The organism is Halorientalis sp. LT38 (genome assembly GCF_037031225.1).
Lineage (GTDB): Archaea > Halobacteriota > Halobacteria > Halobacteriales > Haloarculaceae > Halorientalis > Halorientalis halophila.
The window spans coordinates 2,193,645-2,213,341 of the sequence record NZ_JAYEZN010000001.1 but is presented as its reverse complement, the minus strand read 5'-3'; the positions used below and the strand labels follow the sequence as shown (position 1 = coordinate 2,213,341).

Here is a 19,697-nt window from a genome sequence, read left to right as displayed (position 1 = left end):
GAGGTACTTGTCCTCGGGTACCTGTTTGAGCGCTTCTTGGCTCGCCCTGACCGAGAGGACGTCTTCCACCCCGATCCGCTATGTGGACAGAACGCGAACGGCCGTTACGCGATATCTAAAATACGTCCAGATCGAAGTCGCCGCTTCGCCGCTCGCCCGAACCGGCGAACGACCGCCCCCTCGTGGGCCTGACAGGCGTTCCGGAGCGTCTGTCGCGCCTCCCGTGAGTAGGTGACCACCAGCAGCACGGTCGAATCGCCGCCCCAACACGTCAAAAAAGTATCTGAACGCGGCGCAGTCACTCGATCTCGAGTCCGCCCGTGCCGTCGCTGCCGCCCTCGCCGTTCTCGTCCCACTCGAGTTCGAACTCGATGCTCAGTTCGCCGTCGCCGTCCGTCGGCCCCTCGCGCTCGGCTTTGACCTCGAACGTCGGGCGGTCAGGCGGCGCCATCGTCACGGAGTCGCCCCCCGATTTCAGCGTGATCGACTCCCCGGCGTCGAGTTTCTCGGCCACGCTGCGGAGGTACGACGCGATCTCGGCTCGGCTCTGGGCGCTCTCGGATTTGAAGAGGACTTCTTCGGGCATACGCCCTCTCGTAGGTCACCGCTCGGCATAAGTCCCGTCCCTCCCGCTCAACCCATGAGCGCTCGCGTCCGCACGGTCGCGCCCTCGTCCTCCAGTCGCACCTCGGCGTCGAACAGCGAGAGGAGCGTGTCGATCGTCTGCTGGTCGTGGGCGTTCGGGTCGATGTGGAAGTGCGTGACCGCGCCCGCGGAGTACAGTTTGCCGGTCAGCGCGTGGAGGAACTCGTAGGCCGTCTCCAGATCCACGTACTGCAGGAGCGCCGTCAGCGAGTCGAAACAGACCGCGATTCCCTCGTCGTGGCCGGCGACGAACTCGTCGACGGCGATGCCGATGCCGGTGAGGTCGCTCGCGTTCGAGATGCGCTGGACGGCCGCGGAGTCGACCTCGCCACCACCCGCGCCGACCGTCTCGCCGACGAGGATCACGCCGAAATCGCCCGGCTCGCTCCCGTGGACCGACCGCCACCGGTCGAGACACGCGCTGGCCGGTTTCGTGAACGAGATCCAGAGGACGCCCGTCTCCTCGGGCGCTCGCTGCGTGAGCAGATCGACGCACGCGCCGTCGGCGCCCCCGCTCATCGACGGCGCACCGAACATGACAGTCGTCGCGTCCCCGATCTGCTCGCTGATTGCAGTCATCTCGGCAGTCACCGACGTTCTGTCATCCTGTTCGAGAGAGGCCGCTAAAATCCTTCGGGTGTCCGCTCGGGCCGTCACTCACCCGATCCCACGTCCGTCACCCGCTCGACCGCGACCTCGGCGCCGGACACATCGAACAGTTCCCGAACACGTTCGCGCGCGTCCTGTGCGCCCGTCGCCATCACGACCGCACCCGCCGCCGCGTCGGGCGCCCGGACGCGGAAGGCCGCCAGTTCGCCCTCGAACTCCGTCGCGTAGGTCCGCAGGACGCCTCTGACATCCCGCTCCAGCCCCGCGAGGTCCGTCTCGCCGGCCTCGAAGGCCGCCAGCACCTCCTCGAGGTTCCGGAGCGCCGAGATCCGATCCATTATGTGGTCCGGAGGTGGTCGTTGCGGGGCTCGTACACCTCGCCTTGCTGTTTGAGCTTGTCGATCTCGTGTTCGGCCTTCGAGCGCTCCATCCCCGCCTCCTCGGCGCGTTCGAGCACCCGCTCGACCGGCGCCCCCTCGTCGTACTCGTCCTCGATGTCGCCGATCAGCGTCTTCAGGTTCTTGATCCGGTCGCGCTGGGTCTTCGAGGTCCCCGTCTCGATCACGTCCGCGTCGAGTTCGCCCGTCTCCGGGTCCATCCCGATGTCCTCCAGCGTCCGCTGGACGATCTCGATGACCCGCCGGGCGTCGTCGACCTCCACGGTATCGGAGAGCCGAATCCGGGCGCTGGCCTCCGCCAGCCTGACCAGCGCCTCCAGTTTCCGGGCCGTCACCGGCACCGGCGCGTCCTCGTCGGTCCCCCGCGAGCGCAGGTCGACGTAGAACTCGCGAATCTCCGTCTTCGCCTCCTCCGTCATCGTCGGGAAGACGTTCCGCTTCGCGTAGGCGACGTACTTCCGGAGGAGTTCCGCCTCGATCTCCGGCGCCACCTCGTCGGTCACCCGCGCGACCTCCTCTTCCGTGTAATCCGAGGCACTCGTCTCCGTCCGATGGGTGTTGAGCTCCCCCGCGTAGTTGGTCGTCAGGATGTGTTCCGCGAGGTTCCGGTCTTCCTCCTCGTCGGGCTTGTCCGTCACCGTGAAGATCAGGTCGAACCGGGAGATCAGCGCTGGTTCCAGGTCGATCTGCTCCGCGATGGACTCGTACTGGTCGAACCGACCGTACTTCGGGTTGGCCGCACCCAGGAGCGAGCAGCGACTTTTCAGCGTGGCGTTAATCCCTGCCTTGCTTACACTAATGCTCTGCTGCTCCAGTGCTTCGTGCATCGCCGACCGGTCTTCCGGTCGCATCTTGTCGAGCTCGTCGACAGCTGCGATGCCCTGATCGGCCAGTACGAGCGCTCCAGCCTCCAGTGTCCACTGCTGCCCGTCGCCGAAGTCGTCGCGGACTGCGGCCGCAGTGAGCCCCGCCGAGGACGAGCCCTTACCTGACGTATAGACAGAACGTGGAGCGATCTCTCGGATATATTGCAACATTTGAGACTTCCCGGTACCCGGGTCCCCGATGAGAAGCATGTGCAGGTCGCCCCGGATCCGCGATTCGTCGGGGAGGTGTTTGGTGACGCCGGAGAACAGCTGGAGGATCATCGCCAGTTTGGCCTGGCGGTAGCCGTAGATCGAGGGGGCGATGGAGTCGACCATCTGCTCGTAGATGTCGTCTTCCTCGGAGAGGGCGACGATCTCCTTTTTGTCCTCGGTCGTGATGTCCATGTCCTCGAACTGCTCGTCCTCGATGGTGACCGAGGAGCCGTCCATGTAGACGTCGAACATGGGCGATTTCTCCTGCTGGCTCCCCTGCTGGTCGAGGTTGAGTTCGCCGCTGACGCGGACGTGGTCGCCCGCGGTCACCTCGCCGGTGATGTCGTCCTCGATGTTGACGTCGATGCTCTGTGGCGTCTCGCCGCCGCGCAGGCCCTCCGGGCTCTCCTGGACCCGGAGCTTCTGGGCGTCGACGAACTCCGACTGGTCGTAGTTGATTCGGAACGGGCCCTGGCGTTCACAGCCCTGGCACTCGTGGGGTTCCTGGAAGTCGCCGGCCGTCTGGGGGATGCGGGTGAGGGTGCCACAGCGCTGGCACTCGAAGGCGGCGGTGGTCACCTTCGGCCGGACGTCGGTGGCCTTCCGGACGATGCCCTGGACGGAGATGAGTTTGCCGCGGTGGTCGGCGCGGATCTCCCGGATGTCGGTGCTCTCGGGGAGGTTCTCGACGCGGACGTGGGCCTGGCCGAGTTTGACGTCGACGGGTAAGTCGTAGAGTCGCAGGGCCTCTTCGGCGTAGTCCTGGAACTGGGCGGGGTGGTTGCGAAAGTCCTGGGCCAGGTCCGGGTCGAACCGGTAGAGTTCCTGCCAGTCGACGTAGAGAGATTTCTGTTCGTTGGGGTACTTCTGGGCGAGCTCGCCGATCTCGTTGCGGTAGTAGTTGCGGTAGAACTCCTCGAAGAGATCGATCACTTCCGTATCCTCCGCGCGCGCCATCTGTCGTGACTGCGTTGTGCCCACTCGCCTAAGAAGGTTCGCAACCCGGGGTGGAAGTGTCTCCAGTGGAAGCCGAGGGGGGGCGGCCCCGCGGCCGACGGCTGACGGAGGGATAGAGTTAACACGACGTCGACACGTCACCCAGAGCATGCGCCGCCGTACCCTCCTCGCGACCGCCGGCATCGCCCTCTCGGCCGGCTGCTCGGAGTCCATCCCGGTACTCGATCCCGAAGAGACGGACACAGAGACCGCCCCCGAGAATCCCGAGGCCTCGCCAGAGGCTGTCCCGACCGAGACGGATGGGGCGACGACCAGCGCCGAACCGACGGAGACCGAAGACCCACAGACGGACACGCCCTCCAGAGCCGAGCGCGAAGGGGCACAGGTGATCGCGACGGCCCGCGAGCAGCTCGGGGAGGCCTACACCAACTTCGTCGCCTTCGCCGGGGCCGAAGACGCCACGCTCCTGGACGTCACCGTCGCGACGCAGGTCTCCTTCACCCAGGTGACCGGACCGGCGAGTCGGGCTCGGGAGACGCTCGACGACCTGCCGCGACGGGCGAGCGGCGAGCAGATCGAAGCCGCACGCGGCCTCCGTGGCGTCGCCCACTTTCTCGAGCAGAGCGTCCGTTGCCACGTCGACCTCGGGGAGGCCTACGAGGAGTTCGAGACCGTCGTCGACCAGCTCTACTCCGAACGGAGCGGGTTCGTCCCCAACGCGCTCGGTCGAATGCGCGAGGCCCAGACCGCGGCCACCGAACACCTGGACGCCATCGCGGCCGAGGCGACCGTCGAGGACGCCACCGCGTTCGACCCGCTGGACGTCGAAACCTTCGACGCGAAGGTCGCGCAACTCGAGCAGGGCGTGACGGCCTTCGAGCGACTCCCCGACCTGCTCGGTGGCACCAAGCGCGGGTTCGACGCGTTCCGCAGCGCCGGCAGCGCCTACCGCAACGACCAGTACCTCGAGGCCCGCCGGGAGTTCTCGACCGCGCGGGACCGCCTCGAACCCGTGACCGACGGCCTCTCACAGGTCGACGCTCCCGACCCGATGGCGACGGCCGTCACGGACCTGACCGACGTCACGGACGCGCTCGTGCTCGCGGCCGTGGACCTCGAGACCGCTGCGGACGCTGGCTCGCGCGGCGACCGCGAGGACCGCGACGCCGCCCTCGCCGACGCGAAAGTCCACCTGCGCGCGTCCGCCGTCGCGGTCGAGCGTCTGGAGACGGTGCAACGGCTCCTCGACGAGTGATCACCCCTCGGCGAAGGCCTCCAGTTCGTCGGCCCCGACGAATCCCTCGGCTTTCCGCGCCACCGGCTCGCCGTCCTCGAAGCGGACCAGAAGCGGGACGCTCTGCACCTGAAACCGCTCGATCAGCGGTGGATCGTCGCGTGGGTTGACAAGCCCGACCGCCACGTCGGTCGCTCGTGCGACGTTGCCCAGCACCGGCTCCATGCTCTGACAGATCGTGCAGCCGTCGGTGTAGAACTCCACGAGGGCGCGGTCGTGCTCGGCCACGAAGGCGTCCAGTTCCGCCGCGTCGGCCAGATCGACCGGTCGAGTCTCGGCTGTTTCGGTCATATGGCACGCAGGGGCCCGAGCGGGTTCAGTGCTCCGCCCTGCACCTGCCGGCAGTCCGTTCAAGCGCGAGCGCGGCCGAGCTACCGTATGGCACAGACCCCCGAGATCTCAGACGTGGAGTCGGGCGAGGACTACTTCCACGTCCGCTACCGCGACCCCGACGAGTTCGACGAGATCCGGACGCCCGACTGGGCCGAAACGCCCGCCGAATCGGTGGCCGAGGACAGCGAGGTCCGCACCGGCGACCGGCAGGGCGACGAGGACTGGCTCGTCCAGAGCGTCCTGATCCCCATCGACGTGGCCGACGGCGAGGACGACGCACGCGACCTGGCCGACGAGATCGTCGAGAAGATCGAGGAGTGAACGGCCCCGAACGAGTGTAGATTGCCCAGTCCGAGAGCGGTCGAAGCCCCGTCCAGAGCCGACCAGTGTGGACTTCAACCCATATTCTGCCAGAGCGTCAGCGCTGTGGTCGTATTCCATTCCCAGAAGTCAGCAGTTTGTTCCCTTGTTCTGGTTCCGTGCGCGTGTTCCAGTCTTCTCGGGTTCACATACCCGCTGACCGTGACCACAAGGGCGTAAAACGCTGTCAGAGCGGGTCACTGGAGCCCGCCCCACTGATAAACGCCTGCTGATTCGCCTGCCAGACAGTTTCGGCCGCCGCGGACAGTCGGTCGAGTCAGGCGAGTATCCACACGTCTCCCGACGGCAAGTGTGTATATCGCGAATCGACAGGATCTCGACTCATGACCTATAGCGGTCACGGCCAATGTTGGTCTACTTGCTACCACAATGTTAAAGTTGTACGAGTTGTAAGGATTATACACCCTGGCAGCACCGGCTGCTAAACACGAAGATCGGCGAACCAAACCGGGCAAACACCAACCCCAAAGGCCAGAGAACAACAAGATCTGGTCCGACAGGGGCTCCCCCTTCAGGCGGCAAAAAACCGCCAGGGGAGAGGGTGGAGCGTGTGACGATGGCACGGCGACGGGGACAACCCCCCGTACTGGCAACCCACAAATATACAACTTGAGCAAGGCAGACAAGCGAATCCCAGTCACAGAGGAACGATGGGAAGAACTCCACGAACTGAAAGACGCAGGGCAAACGTTCGACGAGCTGATAGCGGAGCTGGTCGACGAGAAAAAGAAAAAGCGGCTCGCGGACCACATTCGCGAGAAGCGCGAGAGCGGCGAGTTCGTCAAGATCGAGGACGCCGACGACTGGTAGCGCCGCTCACTTCTTCGAGGCGATCCAATGAGTGAGTACGACCTACTGGTAGAGACGGATGCACGGGCCTTCATCGAGGATCTCGATGACAAGAGTGAGCGGATCTGCAAGGACAACCTGATGAAACTCGTCGAGGACCCGTACCCCCGGCCGGGCGCGGGTGCTGGTGACCGCGAACAGCTCACCGTCGACGGTGAGGAGGTATACCGCCTCCACATCAGCCGAACGTTCACCGCATTCTACGACATCCACGAGGATGAGAAACAGATCAAGGTCCTGGACGTCCTCCCGATCGACGAAGCGCACGACCGCTACGGCCACGATATCTGAATTTCCCCAGTTCCGATGAACCGCGATGTAGTGGCCTCAAACTGAGCTAACAGTGCCCTCAGCGTCTCTCGAACGGAGAGAGAACTAAAAACAGCAGCAGCGGCTAATCCAGGAGATCGAGTCGGTGGTGTCGCGTGTGCAGACGCGGGTCGATCAGAAGCTCGGCGAACGCGATCGGGAGCGGTCAAAGGCCCTCCCCGATACTGCGGCGACGCTCGAAGATCTCGAGCAGCAGTTGGACCAGATTGCTTGGGATTTCGAGGGCAACGGCAGTCGGTTCGTTTGATCAGTCCGTCGCTCAGGCGATGAAGCACCCGCAGAACTCGCAGACCGGCGGCTTCAAGGTGAGCGTCTGGCTCACCTGAACCACCTCCGGTCGGGGACGGCACTACCGATGTTCGTATGTCTATTCGACCGATTTCGGTACTTGAGAGGATGGGACCGCCCGGAATTTATCTGGGTTGGTCCCTCTGGTCCTGGTTCGATGGCGATACGGCAGTCTGGCGATGGTGGGTTGTGCGTCATGATTCGGTGTCCTCAGGGTCGATAGACAGGTCACTCACGAACGAAGCGCGGCGGTTTAGCATCTCCTCCAGCGGGTCCTCGACGTCGTAGTGCTTCTGGATGACCTCGACACTCGCGTTCACCCGCTCGGCGACCACTTCGACCGGCACGCCGCGGTTGCGCATCCACGTGATCGCGCCCGTCCGCACCTTATGCGGACTCCGCGACGACGGGCACTTACTCGCGTGGCTGTACCGAGTGTAATCACACGTCTCGGGCTCTTTCTCGTGCGGACACGGCCCGTAGTTGCACGGCAGGGTCGCGAGATACATCCAGTCGCGGATGGTCCCCGGCGACGGTCGACCACGCTGGGACACCAGCAACGGCTGCCGGCCGTAGTCGTCGGTCTTGTCCGGGCGTCGCTCCTCGAGGTAGTGATCGACGACGGCGTACACCTCCGGCAACAGCGCGACCGGCCGGCTGGCGCTGGGTCCGTTCTTCAACGGTGTGCCCTCCTCCGGGCGATTCCGGAACTCGACGTAGTAGGCCGGGTCCCGTTCGTTCTCGAACTCGTGACACCGAACGTCACGCACGTCGAGCGACCGGAGGCCACCGATACGAGCGCCGGTGTGCCAGGCGAGTTCGAGCAGGACATGGTTGCGGGTCCCGTACTGTGCCGGCGTCTCCCGGTAGTAGGACAACAGCGCGGTGGCCTCGTGGTGGTCAAGCCGCGCGTCGTTACTCTGGTGGTCCTGGGGCACGTCGGGAACGATCACGCTGTCGGCGAGGCTGTCCTCAACCACTCCGATACTGGCGAGGTACTCGAACCAGCGCCGGAGCGTCTGCATCTCGTTTTTCAGTGAGATCGTCTTCGGCTCCGCCGACCGGCGGTGTGCCTCGTAGGACTCGATGTCCCAGCCCGAGAGGTCCCGCATGGACTCGTACCCCTCAGACTCGCACCACTCCACGAACAGCTTGAGGCGGTACTTGTACGTCGAGACCGTCTGCTCACGGAGCTGAACCCGGAGCTTGTCGAGCCACCGGTCGCGGGCCTCACGGGGCGAGAGGTCCGGCGCCTCCGTCACGCCGTCGCCCTCCGTTGCGTCTGGCCGCACCCGTTGCACCGGATCACCTCGACTCCGACGAGCGAGGAGGTCTCCGGGTCCGGCGAGTGGCGGGTTTCACGGTCGCACCGGTTGCAGTCGGCGTGTATCGTCTCGCTCACGCCGACACCTCCGACAGGTCGCTCTGGTCGTCGGGGAGCTGGTGGCCCTCGCCGGGCTGGATGTTGCGGTAGTCGTCGGCCCAGCCCGCCATCTCCTCGCGGACGTTGTTGACCCGCTCGCGAAGCGTCTCGATGTCCGGCGCGGAGACCTTGCACTTCTGGACGTCCTGGCCGTCGCGCCCGCCAGAGCGCTTCAGCTTGACCGTGTAGCTGTAGGCGTCCTCAGGCATCACCACCACCGCCATCCGGAACGACGGCCTCGCCGCGGTCGACGTCGTCCATCGGCAGCCCGTCGACCGTCCGCGGGTGGTCGGCGCGGGCTGCTTCCCGTTCATCCTCATCGACGATCCGCTTCGATTTGTACCCCAAGTCGTCCGGCTCACCGTGGTACTCCGTCCGCACGTCGGACACGGCCTGTACCTGGCGGGGCGGGAGTTTCGAGCGCGACCGTCGCCAGCCGATCACGCTGATCCAACCGGAAGACAGCACGTTGTAGGAGGCGACCAGCACCGGGCCTTGACCGCGGACGTGGACGTAGGCCGGCGTGTACCCCTCGGGCAGGTTCTCCGGGTCGACGCGGTCGTCCTCGTCGATCTCCTGGCCGCCGTCGGTGACGATCTCCGGATTGTCGGGGTTGGTGACGGCCTCGACGTCGGCCGTCTCCGTGCCGTCGTGAACGCGCTCGTCGTGGCGCTTGGCCTGAGCGCGGGCGACCAGCGAGTTCGGATAGTGCTGCTGGTCGTGATAGTTGCAGGCGTCACAGAACACTCGGAAGCGCCGCTCGGCGGACTCGCTCCGACTCATGGGTCCTCGCCCTCCTGCTGGTCGCCAGCCTTTTCGTCCGCGCTGTCCTCGTCTCCTTCGGGGGCCTGCCGGGCACTGGACATGTTAGGCGGCCCCCGTTTCTCGATTCTCGGGACTGTGGTTTTCGTCGGTACAGAGAACGGTGTCGTCGCAGTTGAAGGGCGTTCCTTCGAGTTCGCGGATGGCCTGACGCACGTACTGTGAGTACGTCATGCCGTGTTTATCGGCCTCTTCAGCGATTCTCTCGTCCATCTCGGTTGGTAGCGAGATGGATACCGATAGGCTTCTACGTGCCATTGCATTAGCAATCAATTAACCTCTGAGTCATATAGTTTACGCAGATTCTGCTACGACTCTCAAGTTCTGTATTGACTCGTCCGGCACATGAATATCCCCCGGGATTAATAATCAATTAACGATGCGATACTCGGGCGATTGGATGGTGCTCGCAGACGACCGGATTCTCGAATATATTCGGAAGCACGATACCGGTCGTCCAAAGGAGATGAAAGACAGCGGCTACGTCAGGTACACCCGGTCGTATATCTCCAAGAGATGCAAGATCCTCGTTGAGCATGGACTTCTGGACGACTACGGAAACGGGGTTTACGGTATCACTGAGCGGGGAGAGAGGTACTTAGAGGGCGAAATAGATACCTCCGAGGATATGCCCGACGAGGTCCCCTCCTCAGAGAATAATGGCCCCAGTGCTGGAGACTCGATGGAACACTCTTGAGATGACAGAGGAGATTGAGAGGAAGTCGGCCAAGTGGATGATACAGCTGGATGAGCGAATATTGGAACACATCGAGGAGCAGGGGTGGTCCACCCCCAAGATGATGGCCCGGAAGCGAGGGTTTCCGGAATATCTGGGCGTCATCAGCGACCGGTGCAAGCGGCTCTACTACGTAGGTTTCATGGAGCCGCTCGTCGAGGACAGCGGGATGTACGATATTACTGTTGAAGGACGGCTGTACCTGAAAGGTGAGATCGACGCGCGTCACCAGCCAACTCCAATAGCCAGCGCCGTTCACAAAACTTGGTCATTCCCGCCAGGATGGAGTCCCGGCTTATTCCAGTCTAGATTGTGATGGGGAATCCGATTTCACATTACAGAGGTTATGAATAGATCATGAGTGGGGATGATAGCTGCCAACTGCACGAACTATCTGATTTGGAAGAGGAGATATTAGACAGTATAACAGAGGGCTCGGCAAATTTCGACCTCAGCAAGGATACTGCCGAGTCTCTCCAGGATGAATCAACTAGTATTGATCAGGAGTCCGGGGCCTGGGAAACTTGGAACCCACCAGAACCCTCATCAGAATCAACGTTGTGGAGGTATATTGATTTCACTCAATTAGTGTCACTATTTGAGCGAGAAGGAATCTGGTTTAGTAATATTGAGGAATTTAGCGATCCGTATGAAGGGTCCCGTCCAGAGGGAAAAATAGGCATTTCAATCGGATATTTGCAGGAAAAACTGGACATATCTGCTGATGAAGCACGTGATATTTTAGAGGCCTCCGAGTCGGGGATAATTGCGTATGTCAGTTGTTGGCATGAAAGCGATTTTGAGTCTGCTGCACTCTGGGACCAATATCTGCAAAGTGATCAAGGAGTGGCAATAGAAACTACAGTAAAAGATTTGAAGGAGGCAATAGAACCAGATCAAAACCGGGATATTGTCTATGGCAAGGTCCAATACATAGATTATGATGAATCAGAGCTTCCCAGTGGTGTCTACCCCCCAATATTCCACAAGAGGTTGAGTTTCCAGCATGAGGCAGAATATAGAGTCGCTTTTACAGACTGGTCTCAGCTCCAAGGACACTCGGTAGCGCCTGGGCAATATATATCGGTTGACTTAGACAAATTGATCAACACAATACACTTAGCACCAACATCACCGAAATGGGTCAGTGGATTGGTTGAAAGAGTAATGGATAGATATGAGGTTGACTATGAATTGACTAAATCTACATTATACGATAGTCCTTAACGTCGATTTTAGATCCTGCTGTAGACAATAAGCATTGATGAGTGCGGCAGGAAAACAAACAGAGGCAAATTCGGGGCCATCGCCTAGTAAACTCCACATCGGTGTGGATAATATCAAGTGGTCTACGAGATCAGCGATGATCTTCAGACAGCAGTAGCGGTGGTTCCGAAGGACGACAACGCGTAATATCTCGGCGAATATCAGCGACGGTTAGCTCTATATTGAAATCCTATATCCGCTTCGTCCCTTCCCTACACACTGTCGAAGTGGTCGTATTTTTCTTCGGTCGTCGCCAGCCGCGAGTGGCGTAGCCGGTTCCTGACGTTGTAGAGGGTGTACCCGTCGTAGTGGTGGAGCATCCGGTAGGCGACGCTGTGCCGGAGCGTGTGAGCCGTCACGTCGCCACTGTCGCCGCGCCCGGCGAACGTATGGGGTCGGACCTCTGCACGCTCTGCGAGGCGCTTCACCACGTCGTTGATACCCTTCCCGCTCATGCGATCGCTCTTGCGGCTCGGGAACAGCGCCGGACTGTTGTCGTCACGGGTCGAGAGGTACGACCGAAGTGTCCGCTCGGTCCGAAGCTCGCCCTCCTGGTCGATCTCGATGGTCACCGGATCGGGACTGTTCTCGTTCGGGTAGTCCTTCTGGATGTGACCGGGCAGCCGGAGCTGGCCAGCGTCGAGATCAAGCATGTCCCGGTCGACCTGGGACAGTTCCTTTCGTCGAAGCCCGGTGTCGTAGAGGATTGTCAGCAGCGCATCGTCGCGCTGACCGTGCCGGCCCTGGTGGGCCGCGTCTCTCATCGCCTCAATCTGATCCGGCTTGAGAAACCGAATGTTCGCTTTCGCGTTTTCGGGGGTTCCAGCGGTGGTTCCCATATAAACACCCATGGGTCCCAGGTATTCGAATGTTCGGGTCTACACAACAGAAACGAACATTCAAATTGGCCGGTTTCTCTCCAGGGAGGACAATCCCACCACACCGAATTAATAAATAGAGGGAAAGGTGACCTGATGATACGAAAATGCCTTTCCTATCTCTGTTGGCCATCTGTTTTCTATTCGTATCCAGCGCAGTTTCGGGTTCATGGTTGCATGAGGGCTCTCACTGGATTGTTGGAAAATTAGCGAACTCGAGTCCCAAGATTGTGGTTGAAAAAAGAATAGTGGCGACCAGGGTAACGCACCAAGAACTGAGACAACAACCACACAGGAACATCCAGTATTTAGGTGCAGTTCCTCTTCTGTACTGGGCACCTCTACTACCACTATTCACCGAGATCGTGACGGTTCAAGGAATTGTACTCGAGGGAATGTCACTTACATTCTCAAGTGCATTCAGGCTATGGCTGTTCTTTTCTCTAACATTCGCGGTCGCCGGATTCACATTCTCGGATTATCTTGCTATCTTCTATCCAGAAGAGTTCGTTCAACGAGAAGAACAGGACAATTTTCCCCGTGAATGGGGTTATCCTCACCTACTAAATATCCGCTAATGGGCGCAGAATCGGATGCTTGGTATTCTCGCCGAGATGGAAGCGGATGTTTGCCTTAGTTGCTGTATCTGGAATTTAAGCGGTGGCCTGCAAAAGATATTCAGGAAATGTTAGATAAAACTACTGCTGAGAGTCGGAACCATAGGAATGAGGGTAACATAAAAGCATTTGTGCTTGGCCCGGTTTGTTGTAATTGGAGAGGGTCGCACGGCAAAGGAACCAGACCCAAATAATCATGCATGCAAAAAGGGTACTGCCCCTGTCTCTCCTGTATAACGCTGGGGGGGCAATAAAGGGCAGAACGCGATTTCAAAAGCTTGCCTTCTTAGCCGACCAGCAGCTGCAGGATGAAGGTATGGACCCGTATGATTTCATACCATACGATTACGGTCCTTTTGATAAGGACCTGTATGAGACATTGGAATATTTAGAGGATCAAGGGTTAGTCCGGTCAGAGACCACGCTAACCTACGGTGGTGATGAGAGATACGACTACTATCTCACCAAGATAGGAAAAGAGAGGTACTCAGAGAATCTCCCTATCGAGGCAGATGAATGTACTAGTCTCACTGAGGAGGACCTGCCTGATGTCCAAAGTGAGGGGAAACTTAGATTCATCAAACTCCATAGGATCTCAAAGAGCGTGGTGGAAGACTATGGTGATATCCCCATTACGAACCTGCTAGATATGATTTATGAAGAGTACCCTCAATATGCTGAAAATAGTGTTCTCACCGGTTAGTTCCGCAATCTTTTATACAAACGTGACGCTTGGGTTGATGCCAAAGTAAGTAACGAGGACATCTTGTAATTGTAAATAAACAGCCAGTACCTGATTTTCAACCAACAAAAGAGGTAGTTTAGATATTTTTTGATTCGAAGATAGTTTCTGAAAAACCAATTCCCCGGCTCGGGTACAGGCCCTGGTTCAATATCCTCAAGTCTGACCTGAGATATGTCCTCATAATGGTGGTACGTCACACCCAGCGGATCAGGGTCTTTACTTTCATCATCATAATGTTTTTCTGCTGCTTTTAGTAAAACATCAAAATTCTTCGAAGGGGAACCAATTCTATAGAGTTTCCCTTTTATTTTCGTCTCATTTTTTGTGATGACTGTGACCTCTTCATCAAGTCTGGCCTTCTCGACGGCAGTATCCCAGGGCTGTGATAGATTCTTTTCAATCTTTCTCGTTTTATCTTGTTTTAGGTAAATGACTGTTCCAAGCATGTAGGCACCCACGTAACCAATTAGCGATTGTATGAGTATAAATAAAATAATAGCCAGAGCAGATATTTCTGGAGTTGTACTGAGACTCACCTCATAGTCCTCACTATATCCGATCGATGCAATGGAGGATTTGTCCGCAACTATTCCTTCTACAAAGTCGCCTAAGAATGCTAAAATGCCAAATCGGTGAGCTATGAGCATGAGAGCAAGAGTTATTAATCCGCCTGTAATCCCAATAATCAGCTTGTCAATTCGAGAATTTGTATCAAGTTGAACAGTTGAATTTAAATATCCCCGCAGGGCGCTGTAGCCAGGTACAAGAAGAAATAGAACTGATAATATATTGAATATTGCAGAGGTTCCTAGAGCCACTGTTAATTATACAAGACCATCATATGATGATAGATTTTTGGTTTCTCTTCACTGTGGATACACCAACTATCTGCATATCAACAATATCAGCCCGAATGGGTTCTAACACGAGCAGTGGTGGCCGGTTCTGTACCGAGAGCCGGACACTGGCTGAGTTATCTCGGGTCAACAAACCCGGCATAGGCGACGTATGATACTGCGCCAAGTATTGCAATACCCGTAATGGGGTTACCCAAAATAAGGGGCATTGCTACAGCAGTCAGAACTGCTCCCACACACCCTCCTGCAACGGCTTGGAATATCCAATTGGTGAATCCCCTCCCTCGTTCTATAAATTGCCCAGCATTGTTCCGGTACGGATCACTCCAGAGTAGACCAACTATCGCACCGATAAGGCCGCCGATCGTCATTGACATTGGATCAGACATCGATCTATGCCCCCTCCTGCACGATTACCTCTGCTCTCGAGGAAAGCCCCCATCGATTAGCAGAATTTCGCCAACCCATCACATCGTATTCACGACCTCTTTCAACTTCGTCTGATTCAATGATAGCCGTAACAGCCGTTTCGTATCGGTCCAACCGTTCCACTGGGTCTGGTTCACCTAGTATTGCTTCTTCTACGTTACCCTCATCAACTTCTAAGGCTTCTGCGACGACAGCACGTAGTGTCGTCTTTGATCCGTGTCCGTCTTCATCTCCTCCATCCGGAACAGTGACCATTGATTTTTGCTCCTGGTCTAGATCCTCGAATAACCGATCGACCTCCTCAGCCAACAGAGAAAGAAAGTCCGGGTTCTCCGGAGTGTAGAAAAGTTCTTGCGTTCGTTCGCTCTTGATGAAGCTCCTAGCACCAGTCGGTTCTACCTTCTCAAGCAGCCCGATATCCTCCAGATTTTCTATAACGGTAATAGGATTATACTCCAGTTCTTCATCCACCTGCTCCTCAATCTGAGTAGTACGCAAAATACTGTCTTCAGAAACGTACAACTCTTCCATTTTGGTCCAGTTCGCTAACCAGACCTGATCGTCCACACTGGGCTGATTTTGGTTCTCCGCTCGAATCCACTCTTCTAACGTATTGTGTTCCATTGGTTATTGTTTGACTATTGATGTTTCACCCGAGCAGAAAAACCTTTAAACCGACCCGGTTACGACAAACGGATGCTGAATCTTACCGAATCGGAGGTCCGATCTGCCGGGGAAGCCCGGCACCCGCTCCAACGGGTTCGGGCCCTCGGTTCTTGCACTCTTGACCAAATAGTTACGCCTGTCGTGTTGGATAGTAAGAGGATCTGGTGAGTATATATACTTTACGCCGAGATGTAACAAATCTGGGATAGACCTGCGAGGTAGTAGAGGTGGCCTACCATTCACGGGGAATTCTGGACACAGTGAACCCAGTTCCCACAAATTCCCACTGCTAGAAATCTAGTGAGGTTTATACGATCTGTGTATAACATGTCCGGGATTTGGCCAATGCCTTATATTTAACGTGGCCGGAGTGAAAGTGGAAAAACTTAGCTAGAAATCGCCTTCAACCGGTGTAGAGAGTCTGAAGCTAAAATTTCCAGTAGAAGAAAGGGGGGGTTACGGTTCTATTCCAAGAATCTCACACGCCGATAGTCGGAAATCCGGAAACACCCCCTGAAGGCCCACATATCCCCCGCTCGCAGCCGTGAACATGCACTACAGGTGTGAATTTTGCGGCTGGGACGGCGACACTCTCGACCTCGGCCGACGTTCGGACGGCAGTCATCGCCTCTGTCCGGAGTGCGGATCGATCCCTGAGCCCGACGTCAAGCAGTGGATGAAGAACAGATCGGTCACCGAACGGGCTGCGGGTAGTCCCGCTCGGGAATGAACCGGAGCAGCACGAAGCCGACGACCGCGACCGCCACGATGATGAGGGCCGACCCCTCGATGCCCCACCGCTTGAAGGCGAGATCGAGCGGCGTGGGCCAGCCGAGCGCGTGGCTCACCCAGTCGTCGGCCGCCGCGGCGACCAGGGCCGCCATCACGATCTGGTGCCGGCGCGGCCAGTACTCCCACCACACCGGCCGGCACAGGCCCGCCAGCGCGGCCAGCAGGCCCGCGCCCGTCAGGCCCGCCCCGACGGCCGGGTAGTAGGGCCACACCGCCAGGAAGCCGAACAGCGCGGCGAGAATCCCCGACAGGTACAGCCACGGTTCGCGGCGGGGGTACCAGTCCCACAGGCGGAATGCCGGCACGAGCCCGGCGACGAGCGGGTAAATCAGGTGGTGGGGCATCCCGACGTTACCGTCAGGGATGGTCTCAGCCGGGAACGACGCAGGGAGAAGGTCAAGCATCACTGCCCTCGCCGTCCTCCTCCGGGTCGTTCCCTACGGCCTCCTGCATCGCCGTCTCCGCGTCCTGACCCGGCGGGGCCTTGTACGGGAGTTTGGCCGCCATGATCCGCCCAAAGCCCTCCAGGCGCTCGATGCCGTAGCGGGTCGGGACCGTCATGCCTGCCAGGAAGAACAGCAGGGCGACCGCGACCATCTCCGGCGACGGGAGCGCCCCGCCGACGTCGATTGCTTGCAGCGGGATCATCGTTTTCGCCCCTCCGAGCGCCCGATCTCGCGGGCCAGTTCGCGCTGGTTCTCAGCGGCCGCCCGGATGGCGTCGCGGGCCTTCCGGCGGGCCACGTCGTCGACGCCGATCCGGCGGGCGTTGACCACCGAGATACCGAGCGTGGCGAGTTGCAGCATCACGACGAAGCCCATCATCGTCCGCGTCGTCATGCCGACCCTCCCAGGTCGACGTCGAAGACCTGACCCGCGGCGTACAGCCCGGCGATCAGCAGGACCACCCACAGGATGACCTGGCCGTTGCCCTGGCCCTCCGGCGTGTAGTCGGCGCCGCTGCCGTCGCCGCCGGAGTCCTCCGGCTCGCCGCGTGCCCCGCTCGGTGCGTCCGGCGTGTTGGTCACGCCGATGATGTCCCCCGTCTCGTCGTCTCGCACCGGGATGTTGTCCTCGAAAAACTCATCCTGCGGGTTGCCGAGGGACGGTCCCAGTAGGTCGATCTCGTCATGGCTGTGGCCGCTCCAGGCCAGGTCGACGGCCGTATCACCGACCTCGACGGCCGCGTCACCGATTGCGCCGGAGTCCTCCACGGACCCGACGAACCCGCTGATGAGTCCGCCCATCAGCGATTCACCCCGTAGGCGAGCGCGAGGGCGGCCGCCGCCGACACGCCCAGGACCATCGGGTCGACGTCCAGGGCGTCGGTCGGCAGGCCGGCGCTATCGCCGCCGAGCGAGAGGGCCGCGGTCCCCTCACCCGACGGCGTGCGCCGCTTGAACTCCTCGGTAGTGATCTCGTTGGCGCGCCATTGCCGGAACACCGCCCGCGAGTCCCCGCTGTAGGAATACGCAGACCGCGGCTCGCCGTTGTAGAGGGTCGGGTCAGCCGGATGGCCGCTGCCCGCCAAGGCGTTGCCCCGGACCTCCTCGTCGGCGTCGAAAGCCTCGGTGCCGTACTCCTCCAGCACGTCCATCTGCGTGCCGATGCTGCCGGCGATCCCTCCCATCAGGACCACCTCCGCAGCGCGACCACCGCGGCCACGCCGCCGGCCGCCAGCAGGCCAGGCGAGACGGGGAGATCGTCCCCGCCGGTCGACCCGTCGGAACCGCCGCCCGATCTAGAGCTGGTAGACGAGTCCGAGTCATCGGCGCTGGTCGTCTCCAGGCCACCGTTGGACGACTGAAGCGACCCGGCCGCCGAGTCCTTCAACTCGCCATCGTCGGTGAACTTGTCGCTCAGGCGGTCGCGCTGCTCCTCGTCGGCTTCCTCCGCATACCACTCCTCCGCGTCGAATCCCTTGTTGCCGCTGGCGATGGGGTCGTTGGCGCCGCCCGTCTCCTCGTCGTAGCCGTCGAGGTGCGAGAGCGCCGAGTCCAGCGCCTCCTCGTTGTCCGGGTCGCGGGTGCCGCCGCCGCCCGCTTCGCCCTTCGCTCGGGCCTCCACGCTGTCGCCGTAGCTGCCGGCGCCGTCCAGGCCGTACTTCTCGTCGATCTCGATAAAGTCCTGAACGTCCATCTACCTGTACCTCCGTCCGTCGTGCCCGGCGTCTGCCGGGTTGGTGTTGCGTCTCATCATTCGAGTCTCCAGAAGGACCACGCCGAACCCTCCCCCGCGTCGGTGTTCTGGACCTGTGGGGTCAGAACGCCGGACGTATTCGACGGGTCGATGGTTGCGGTTTTCGCGGCCCGGCCGCTGCCCTGCGTACCGGACCACTCGGTAACGCCGCTCTCCGTGTCCCGTAGCCGGAACTCTGCCCACCCGCCGCCGCTCGGGTTCTCCTGCACGATGTGCATCGTGAAACTCGATCTGTCTATCTGCGACATATCGAAGTCCAGCGGTCGAGCGCCTGTGACGGAACTCCAGCTATTGCTCGGTTGCTGGCCGTCGGCGGCCAACACGTATGGTTGGGCGGCAAACGGCGAGTACCACGGGCCGCCGCTTGTGTCGAAAGCAACCTTCGCTTCCGTCACCGCGGCGTCTTGGATGGCGCCGGTGCCGATGGGGTAGAAGGCCGCTTTCGCGCCGGTGACGGCGCCGTCAGCAATCCCGTCGGTCGGGACCGGATACTGGTGGTGACTGTCCTCCAGCACGCCCTTCAACTCGCCGTGGTCGTCGACAGACGTGGCGTGCCACTCGTCGTCTGTCCCGCGGATGAACCAGGCCGGTTCCCCGTTCGAGTGGTCTGCGTCGGTGTCATACCACGTTTCGAGCGGGTCAGGGTTCGCCGGTTCGTCCGGCTGCACGTAGTCGGGGCCGCTCGATCCGCCGGCAGTGATCCCGACCATCTACTCGGGCACCTCCGCGATGTAGCGCACGCCGTCGCCGGCGTTGGGCGCCCTGATGCTGATGGCCGACAGGTTCGATACCCGGAACGTGAGGCCCTGGGGAACGTCCGTGAGCGGGTAACTCGGGTCGCCGTCACCGATGTAGACCACGCCCTGATTCGCGGGATCGTAGGTAACGGCCACCTCGATCCCGTCGGGGATCGGCTGGTCGGGAAGCGCCTCGGCCGTGTCGGCCGCGTCGACGACGTACTGGCCGTCGACGACCGCGCCGTGGTTCTCGCCCTGCTGGCGAAGCGACTCCAGGCGCTCGTCGCTGGCGACGTGCGCCTCGTTCTCGTCGGCGTCGAGGGACTTGCGGAGTTCCTCGATTCGGGTTTGTGTATCAAGTCCCATCG

29 protein-coding genes and 1 pseudogene are annotated in these 19,697 nt (G+C 60.1%); 9 read left to right on the top strand and 21 right to left on the bottom strand.

Translation table 11 applies throughout. The annotated features are described in order from the left end of the window. Window positions 1-146: 146 nt before the first annotated feature. The 5 genes and pseudogenes from U5918_RS18600 to U5918_RS11385 all read right to left on the bottom strand — a co-directional run. Window positions 147-248 (bottom strand): annotated as a pseudogene (locus tag U5918_RS18600) (DUF7855 family protein); the annotation flags it as partial. 50 nt (window positions 249-298) lie between these two features. Next, a complete protein-coding gene (locus U5918_RS11400; RefSeq protein WP_336001481.1) occupies window positions 299-586 on the bottom strand; it encodes an amphi-Trp domain-containing protein in 288 nt (95 codons plus the stop codon). A 47-nt stretch (window positions 587-633) separates the two neighbouring features. Beyond that, window positions 634-1,224, bottom strand: a complete 591-nt coding sequence (locus tag U5918_RS11395; protein ID WP_336001480.1) for a DUF7504 family protein — start codon at window positions 1,222-1,224, stop codon at window positions 634-636. Between the two features lie 74 nt (window positions 1,225-1,298). Then, window positions 1,299-1,592, bottom strand: coding sequence for a DUF7854 family protein (locus U5918_RS11390; protein ID WP_336001479.1), 294 nt, complete (start codon window positions 1,590-1,592; stop codon window positions 1,299-1,301). Beyond that, on the bottom strand, window positions 1,592-3,688 hold the full coding sequence (locus U5918_RS11385; protein ID WP_336001478.1) for a minichromosome maintenance protein MCM: 2,097 nt from the start codon (window positions 3,686-3,688) through the stop codon (window positions 1,592-1,594). Before U5918_RS11385 ends, U5918_RS11390 begins: the two co-directional genes overlap by 1 nt. 148 nt (window positions 3,689-3,836) lie before the next feature. On the opposite strand from U5918_RS11385, the gene U5918_RS11380 reads away from it, so the two are divergent. Next, window positions 3,837-4,943, top strand: coding sequence for a hypothetical protein (locus U5918_RS11380; protein WP_336001477.1), 1,107 nt, complete (start codon window positions 3,837-3,839; stop codon window positions 4,941-4,943). Here U5918_RS11380 and U5918_RS11375 read toward each other — a convergent pair whose 3' ends face one another. Next, on the bottom strand, window positions 4,944-5,273 hold the full coding sequence (locus U5918_RS11375; protein ID WP_336001476.1) for a thioredoxin family protein: 330 nt from the start codon (window positions 5,271-5,273) through the stop codon (window positions 4,944-4,946). A gap of 87 nt (window positions 5,274-5,360) precedes the next feature. Here U5918_RS11375 and U5918_RS11370 point away from each other — a divergent pair, with 87 nt between their 5' ends. The 4 genes from U5918_RS11370 to U5918_RS11355 all read left to right on the top strand — a co-directional run bounded on the left by U5918_RS11370 (window position 5,361) and on the right by U5918_RS11355 (window position 7,122). Continuing rightward, on the top strand, window positions 5,361-5,636 hold the full coding sequence (locus U5918_RS11370) for a hypothetical protein (protein ID WP_336001475.1): 276 nt from the start codon (window positions 5,361-5,363) through the stop codon (window positions 5,634-5,636). A 669-nt stretch (window positions 5,637-6,305) separates the two neighbouring features. Then, the gene (locus U5918_RS11365) at window positions 6,306-6,506 is read left to right on the top strand and encodes a hypothetical protein (protein WP_336001474.1); all 201 of its coding nucleotides are present in this window, start codon (window positions 6,306-6,308) and stop codon (window positions 6,504-6,506) included. A gap of 27 nt (window positions 6,507-6,533) precedes the next feature. After that, complete coding sequence (locus tag U5918_RS11360; RefSeq protein ID WP_336001473.1) at window positions 6,534-6,836, top strand: type II toxin-antitoxin system RelE/ParE family toxin; 303 nt, start codon at window positions 6,534-6,536, stop codon at window positions 6,834-6,836. A gap of 136 nt (window positions 6,837-6,972) precedes the next feature. Then, on the top strand, window positions 6,973-7,122 hold the full coding sequence (locus U5918_RS11355; protein WP_336001472.1) for a hypothetical protein: 150 nt from the start codon (window positions 6,973-6,975) through the stop codon (window positions 7,120-7,122). 235 nt (window positions 7,123-7,357) lie between these two features. Here the strand turns inward: U5918_RS11355 and U5918_RS11350 are convergent, their stop codons facing one another. The 4 genes from U5918_RS11350 to U5918_RS11335 all read right to left on the bottom strand — a co-directional run bounded on the left by U5918_RS11350 (window position 7,358) and on the right by U5918_RS11335 (window position 9,666). Next, window positions 7,358-8,464, bottom strand: coding sequence for a tyrosine-type recombinase/integrase (locus U5918_RS11350; RefSeq protein ID WP_336001471.1), 1,107 nt, complete (start codon window positions 8,462-8,464; stop codon window positions 7,358-7,360). Window positions 8,465-8,561: 97 nt separating this feature from the next. Then, window positions 8,562-8,795 carry a DUF7389 domain-containing protein gene (locus U5918_RS11345; protein WP_336001470.1) on the bottom strand — a complete coding sequence of 78 codons (234 nt, stop codon included), beginning with the start codon at window positions 8,793-8,795 and terminating at the stop codon, window positions 8,562-8,564. Beyond that, window positions 8,788-9,369, bottom strand: a complete 582-nt coding sequence (locus U5918_RS11340) for a PHD finger domain-containing protein (RefSeq protein ID WP_336001469.1) — start codon at window positions 9,367-9,369, stop codon at window positions 8,788-8,790. Before U5918_RS11340 ends, U5918_RS11345 begins: the two co-directional genes overlap by 8 nt. A gap of 84 nt (window positions 9,370-9,453) precedes the next feature. Next, window positions 9,454-9,666, bottom strand: a complete 213-nt coding sequence (locus U5918_RS11335; RefSeq protein WP_336001468.1) for a ribbon-helix-helix domain-containing protein — start codon at window positions 9,664-9,666, stop codon at window positions 9,454-9,456. Window positions 9,667-9,808: 142 nt separating this feature from the next. On the opposite strand from U5918_RS11335, the gene U5918_RS11330 reads away from it, so the two are divergent. The 3 genes from U5918_RS11330 to U5918_RS11320 are packed head-to-tail and all read left to right on the top strand — an operon-like array spanning window position 9,809 to window position 11,371. Next, window positions 9,809-10,105 carry a MarR family transcriptional regulator gene (locus tag U5918_RS11330; RefSeq protein WP_418771230.1) on the top strand — a complete coding sequence of 99 codons (297 nt, stop codon included), beginning with the start codon at window positions 9,809-9,811 and terminating at the stop codon, window positions 10,103-10,105. A 1-nt stretch (window position 10,106) separates the two neighbouring features. Continuing rightward, window positions 10,107-10,460 carry a hypothetical protein gene (locus U5918_RS11325; RefSeq protein WP_336001466.1) on the top strand — a complete coding sequence of 118 codons (354 nt, stop codon included), beginning with the start codon at window positions 10,107-10,109 and terminating at the stop codon, window positions 10,458-10,460. A 41-nt stretch (window positions 10,461-10,501) separates the two neighbouring features. Further along, the gene (locus U5918_RS11320) at window positions 10,502-11,371 is read left to right on the top strand and encodes a DUF2971 domain-containing protein (RefSeq protein WP_336001465.1); all 870 of its coding nucleotides are present in this window, start codon (window positions 10,502-10,504) and stop codon (window positions 11,369-11,371) included. Window positions 11,372-11,622: 251 nt separating this feature from the next. Here U5918_RS11320 and U5918_RS11315 read toward each other — a convergent pair whose 3' ends face one another. Beyond that, a complete protein-coding gene (locus tag U5918_RS11315; RefSeq protein WP_336001464.1) occupies window positions 11,623-12,249 on the bottom strand; it encodes a tyrosine-type recombinase/integrase in 627 nt (208 codons plus the stop codon). Between the two features lie 810 nt (window positions 12,250-13,059). On the opposite strand from U5918_RS11315, the gene U5918_RS11310 reads away from it, so the two are divergent. Next, entirely contained in the window at window positions 13,060-13,608 is a 549-nt protein-coding gene (locus U5918_RS11310; protein ID WP_336001463.1) for a hypothetical protein, read from the top strand. Here U5918_RS11310 and U5918_RS11305 read toward each other — a convergent pair. From U5918_RS11305 to U5918_RS11260, 10 genes are all read right to left on the bottom strand, one after another. Further along, window positions 13,605-14,468, bottom strand: a complete 864-nt coding sequence (locus U5918_RS11305) for a hypothetical protein (protein ID WP_336001462.1) — start codon at window positions 14,466-14,468, stop codon at window positions 13,605-13,607. The two genes, U5918_RS11310 and U5918_RS11305, sit on opposite strands and share 4 nt — an antisense overlap. A gap of 432 nt (window positions 14,469-14,900) precedes the next feature. Beyond that, window positions 14,901-15,503: a hypothetical protein gene (locus U5918_RS11300; RefSeq protein WP_336001461.1), complete on the bottom strand. Its 603-nt coding sequence runs from the start codon at window positions 15,501-15,503 to the stop codon at window positions 14,901-14,903. Window positions 15,504-16,294: 791 nt separating this feature from the next. Continuing rightward, complete coding sequence (locus U5918_RS11295; RefSeq protein ID WP_336001460.1) at window positions 16,295-16,798, bottom strand: hypothetical protein; 504 nt, start codon at window positions 16,796-16,798, stop codon at window positions 16,295-16,297. Next, window positions 16,791-17,042 carry a hypothetical protein gene (locus U5918_RS11290; protein ID WP_336001459.1) on the bottom strand — a complete coding sequence of 84 codons (252 nt, stop codon included), beginning with the start codon at window positions 17,040-17,042 and terminating at the stop codon, window positions 16,791-16,793. The genes U5918_RS11295 and U5918_RS11290 overlap by 8 nt, the downstream gene beginning before the upstream one ends. Beyond that, on the bottom strand, window positions 17,039-17,233 hold the full coding sequence (locus U5918_RS11285; RefSeq protein WP_336001458.1) for a hypothetical protein: 195 nt from the start codon (window positions 17,231-17,233) through the stop codon (window positions 17,039-17,041). Before U5918_RS11285 ends, U5918_RS11290 begins: the two co-directional genes overlap by 4 nt. Further along, entirely contained in the window at window positions 17,230-17,640 is a 411-nt protein-coding gene (locus tag U5918_RS11280; protein WP_336001457.1) for a hypothetical protein, read from the bottom strand. Before U5918_RS11280 ends, U5918_RS11285 begins: the two co-directional genes overlap by 4 nt. Further along, entirely contained in the window at window positions 17,640-18,023 is a 384-nt protein-coding gene (locus U5918_RS11275; protein WP_336001456.1) for a hypothetical protein, read from the bottom strand. Before U5918_RS11275 ends, U5918_RS11280 begins: the two co-directional genes overlap by 1 nt. Next, window positions 18,023-18,532 carry a hypothetical protein gene (locus U5918_RS11270; RefSeq protein ID WP_336001455.1) on the bottom strand — a complete coding sequence of 170 codons (510 nt, stop codon included), beginning with the start codon at window positions 18,530-18,532 and terminating at the stop codon, window positions 18,023-18,025. The genes U5918_RS11275 and U5918_RS11270 overlap by 1 nt, the downstream gene beginning before the upstream one ends. Before the next feature lie 56 nt (window positions 18,533-18,588). Further along, entirely contained in the window at window positions 18,589-19,302 is a 714-nt protein-coding gene (locus U5918_RS11265) for a hypothetical protein (RefSeq protein ID WP_336001454.1), read from the bottom strand. Next, a complete protein-coding gene (locus U5918_RS11260; RefSeq protein ID WP_336001453.1) occupies window positions 19,303-19,695 on the bottom strand; it encodes a hypothetical protein in 393 nt (130 codons plus the stop codon). It abuts the gene before it with no gap. Window positions 19,696-19,697: the final 2 nt, after the last annotated feature.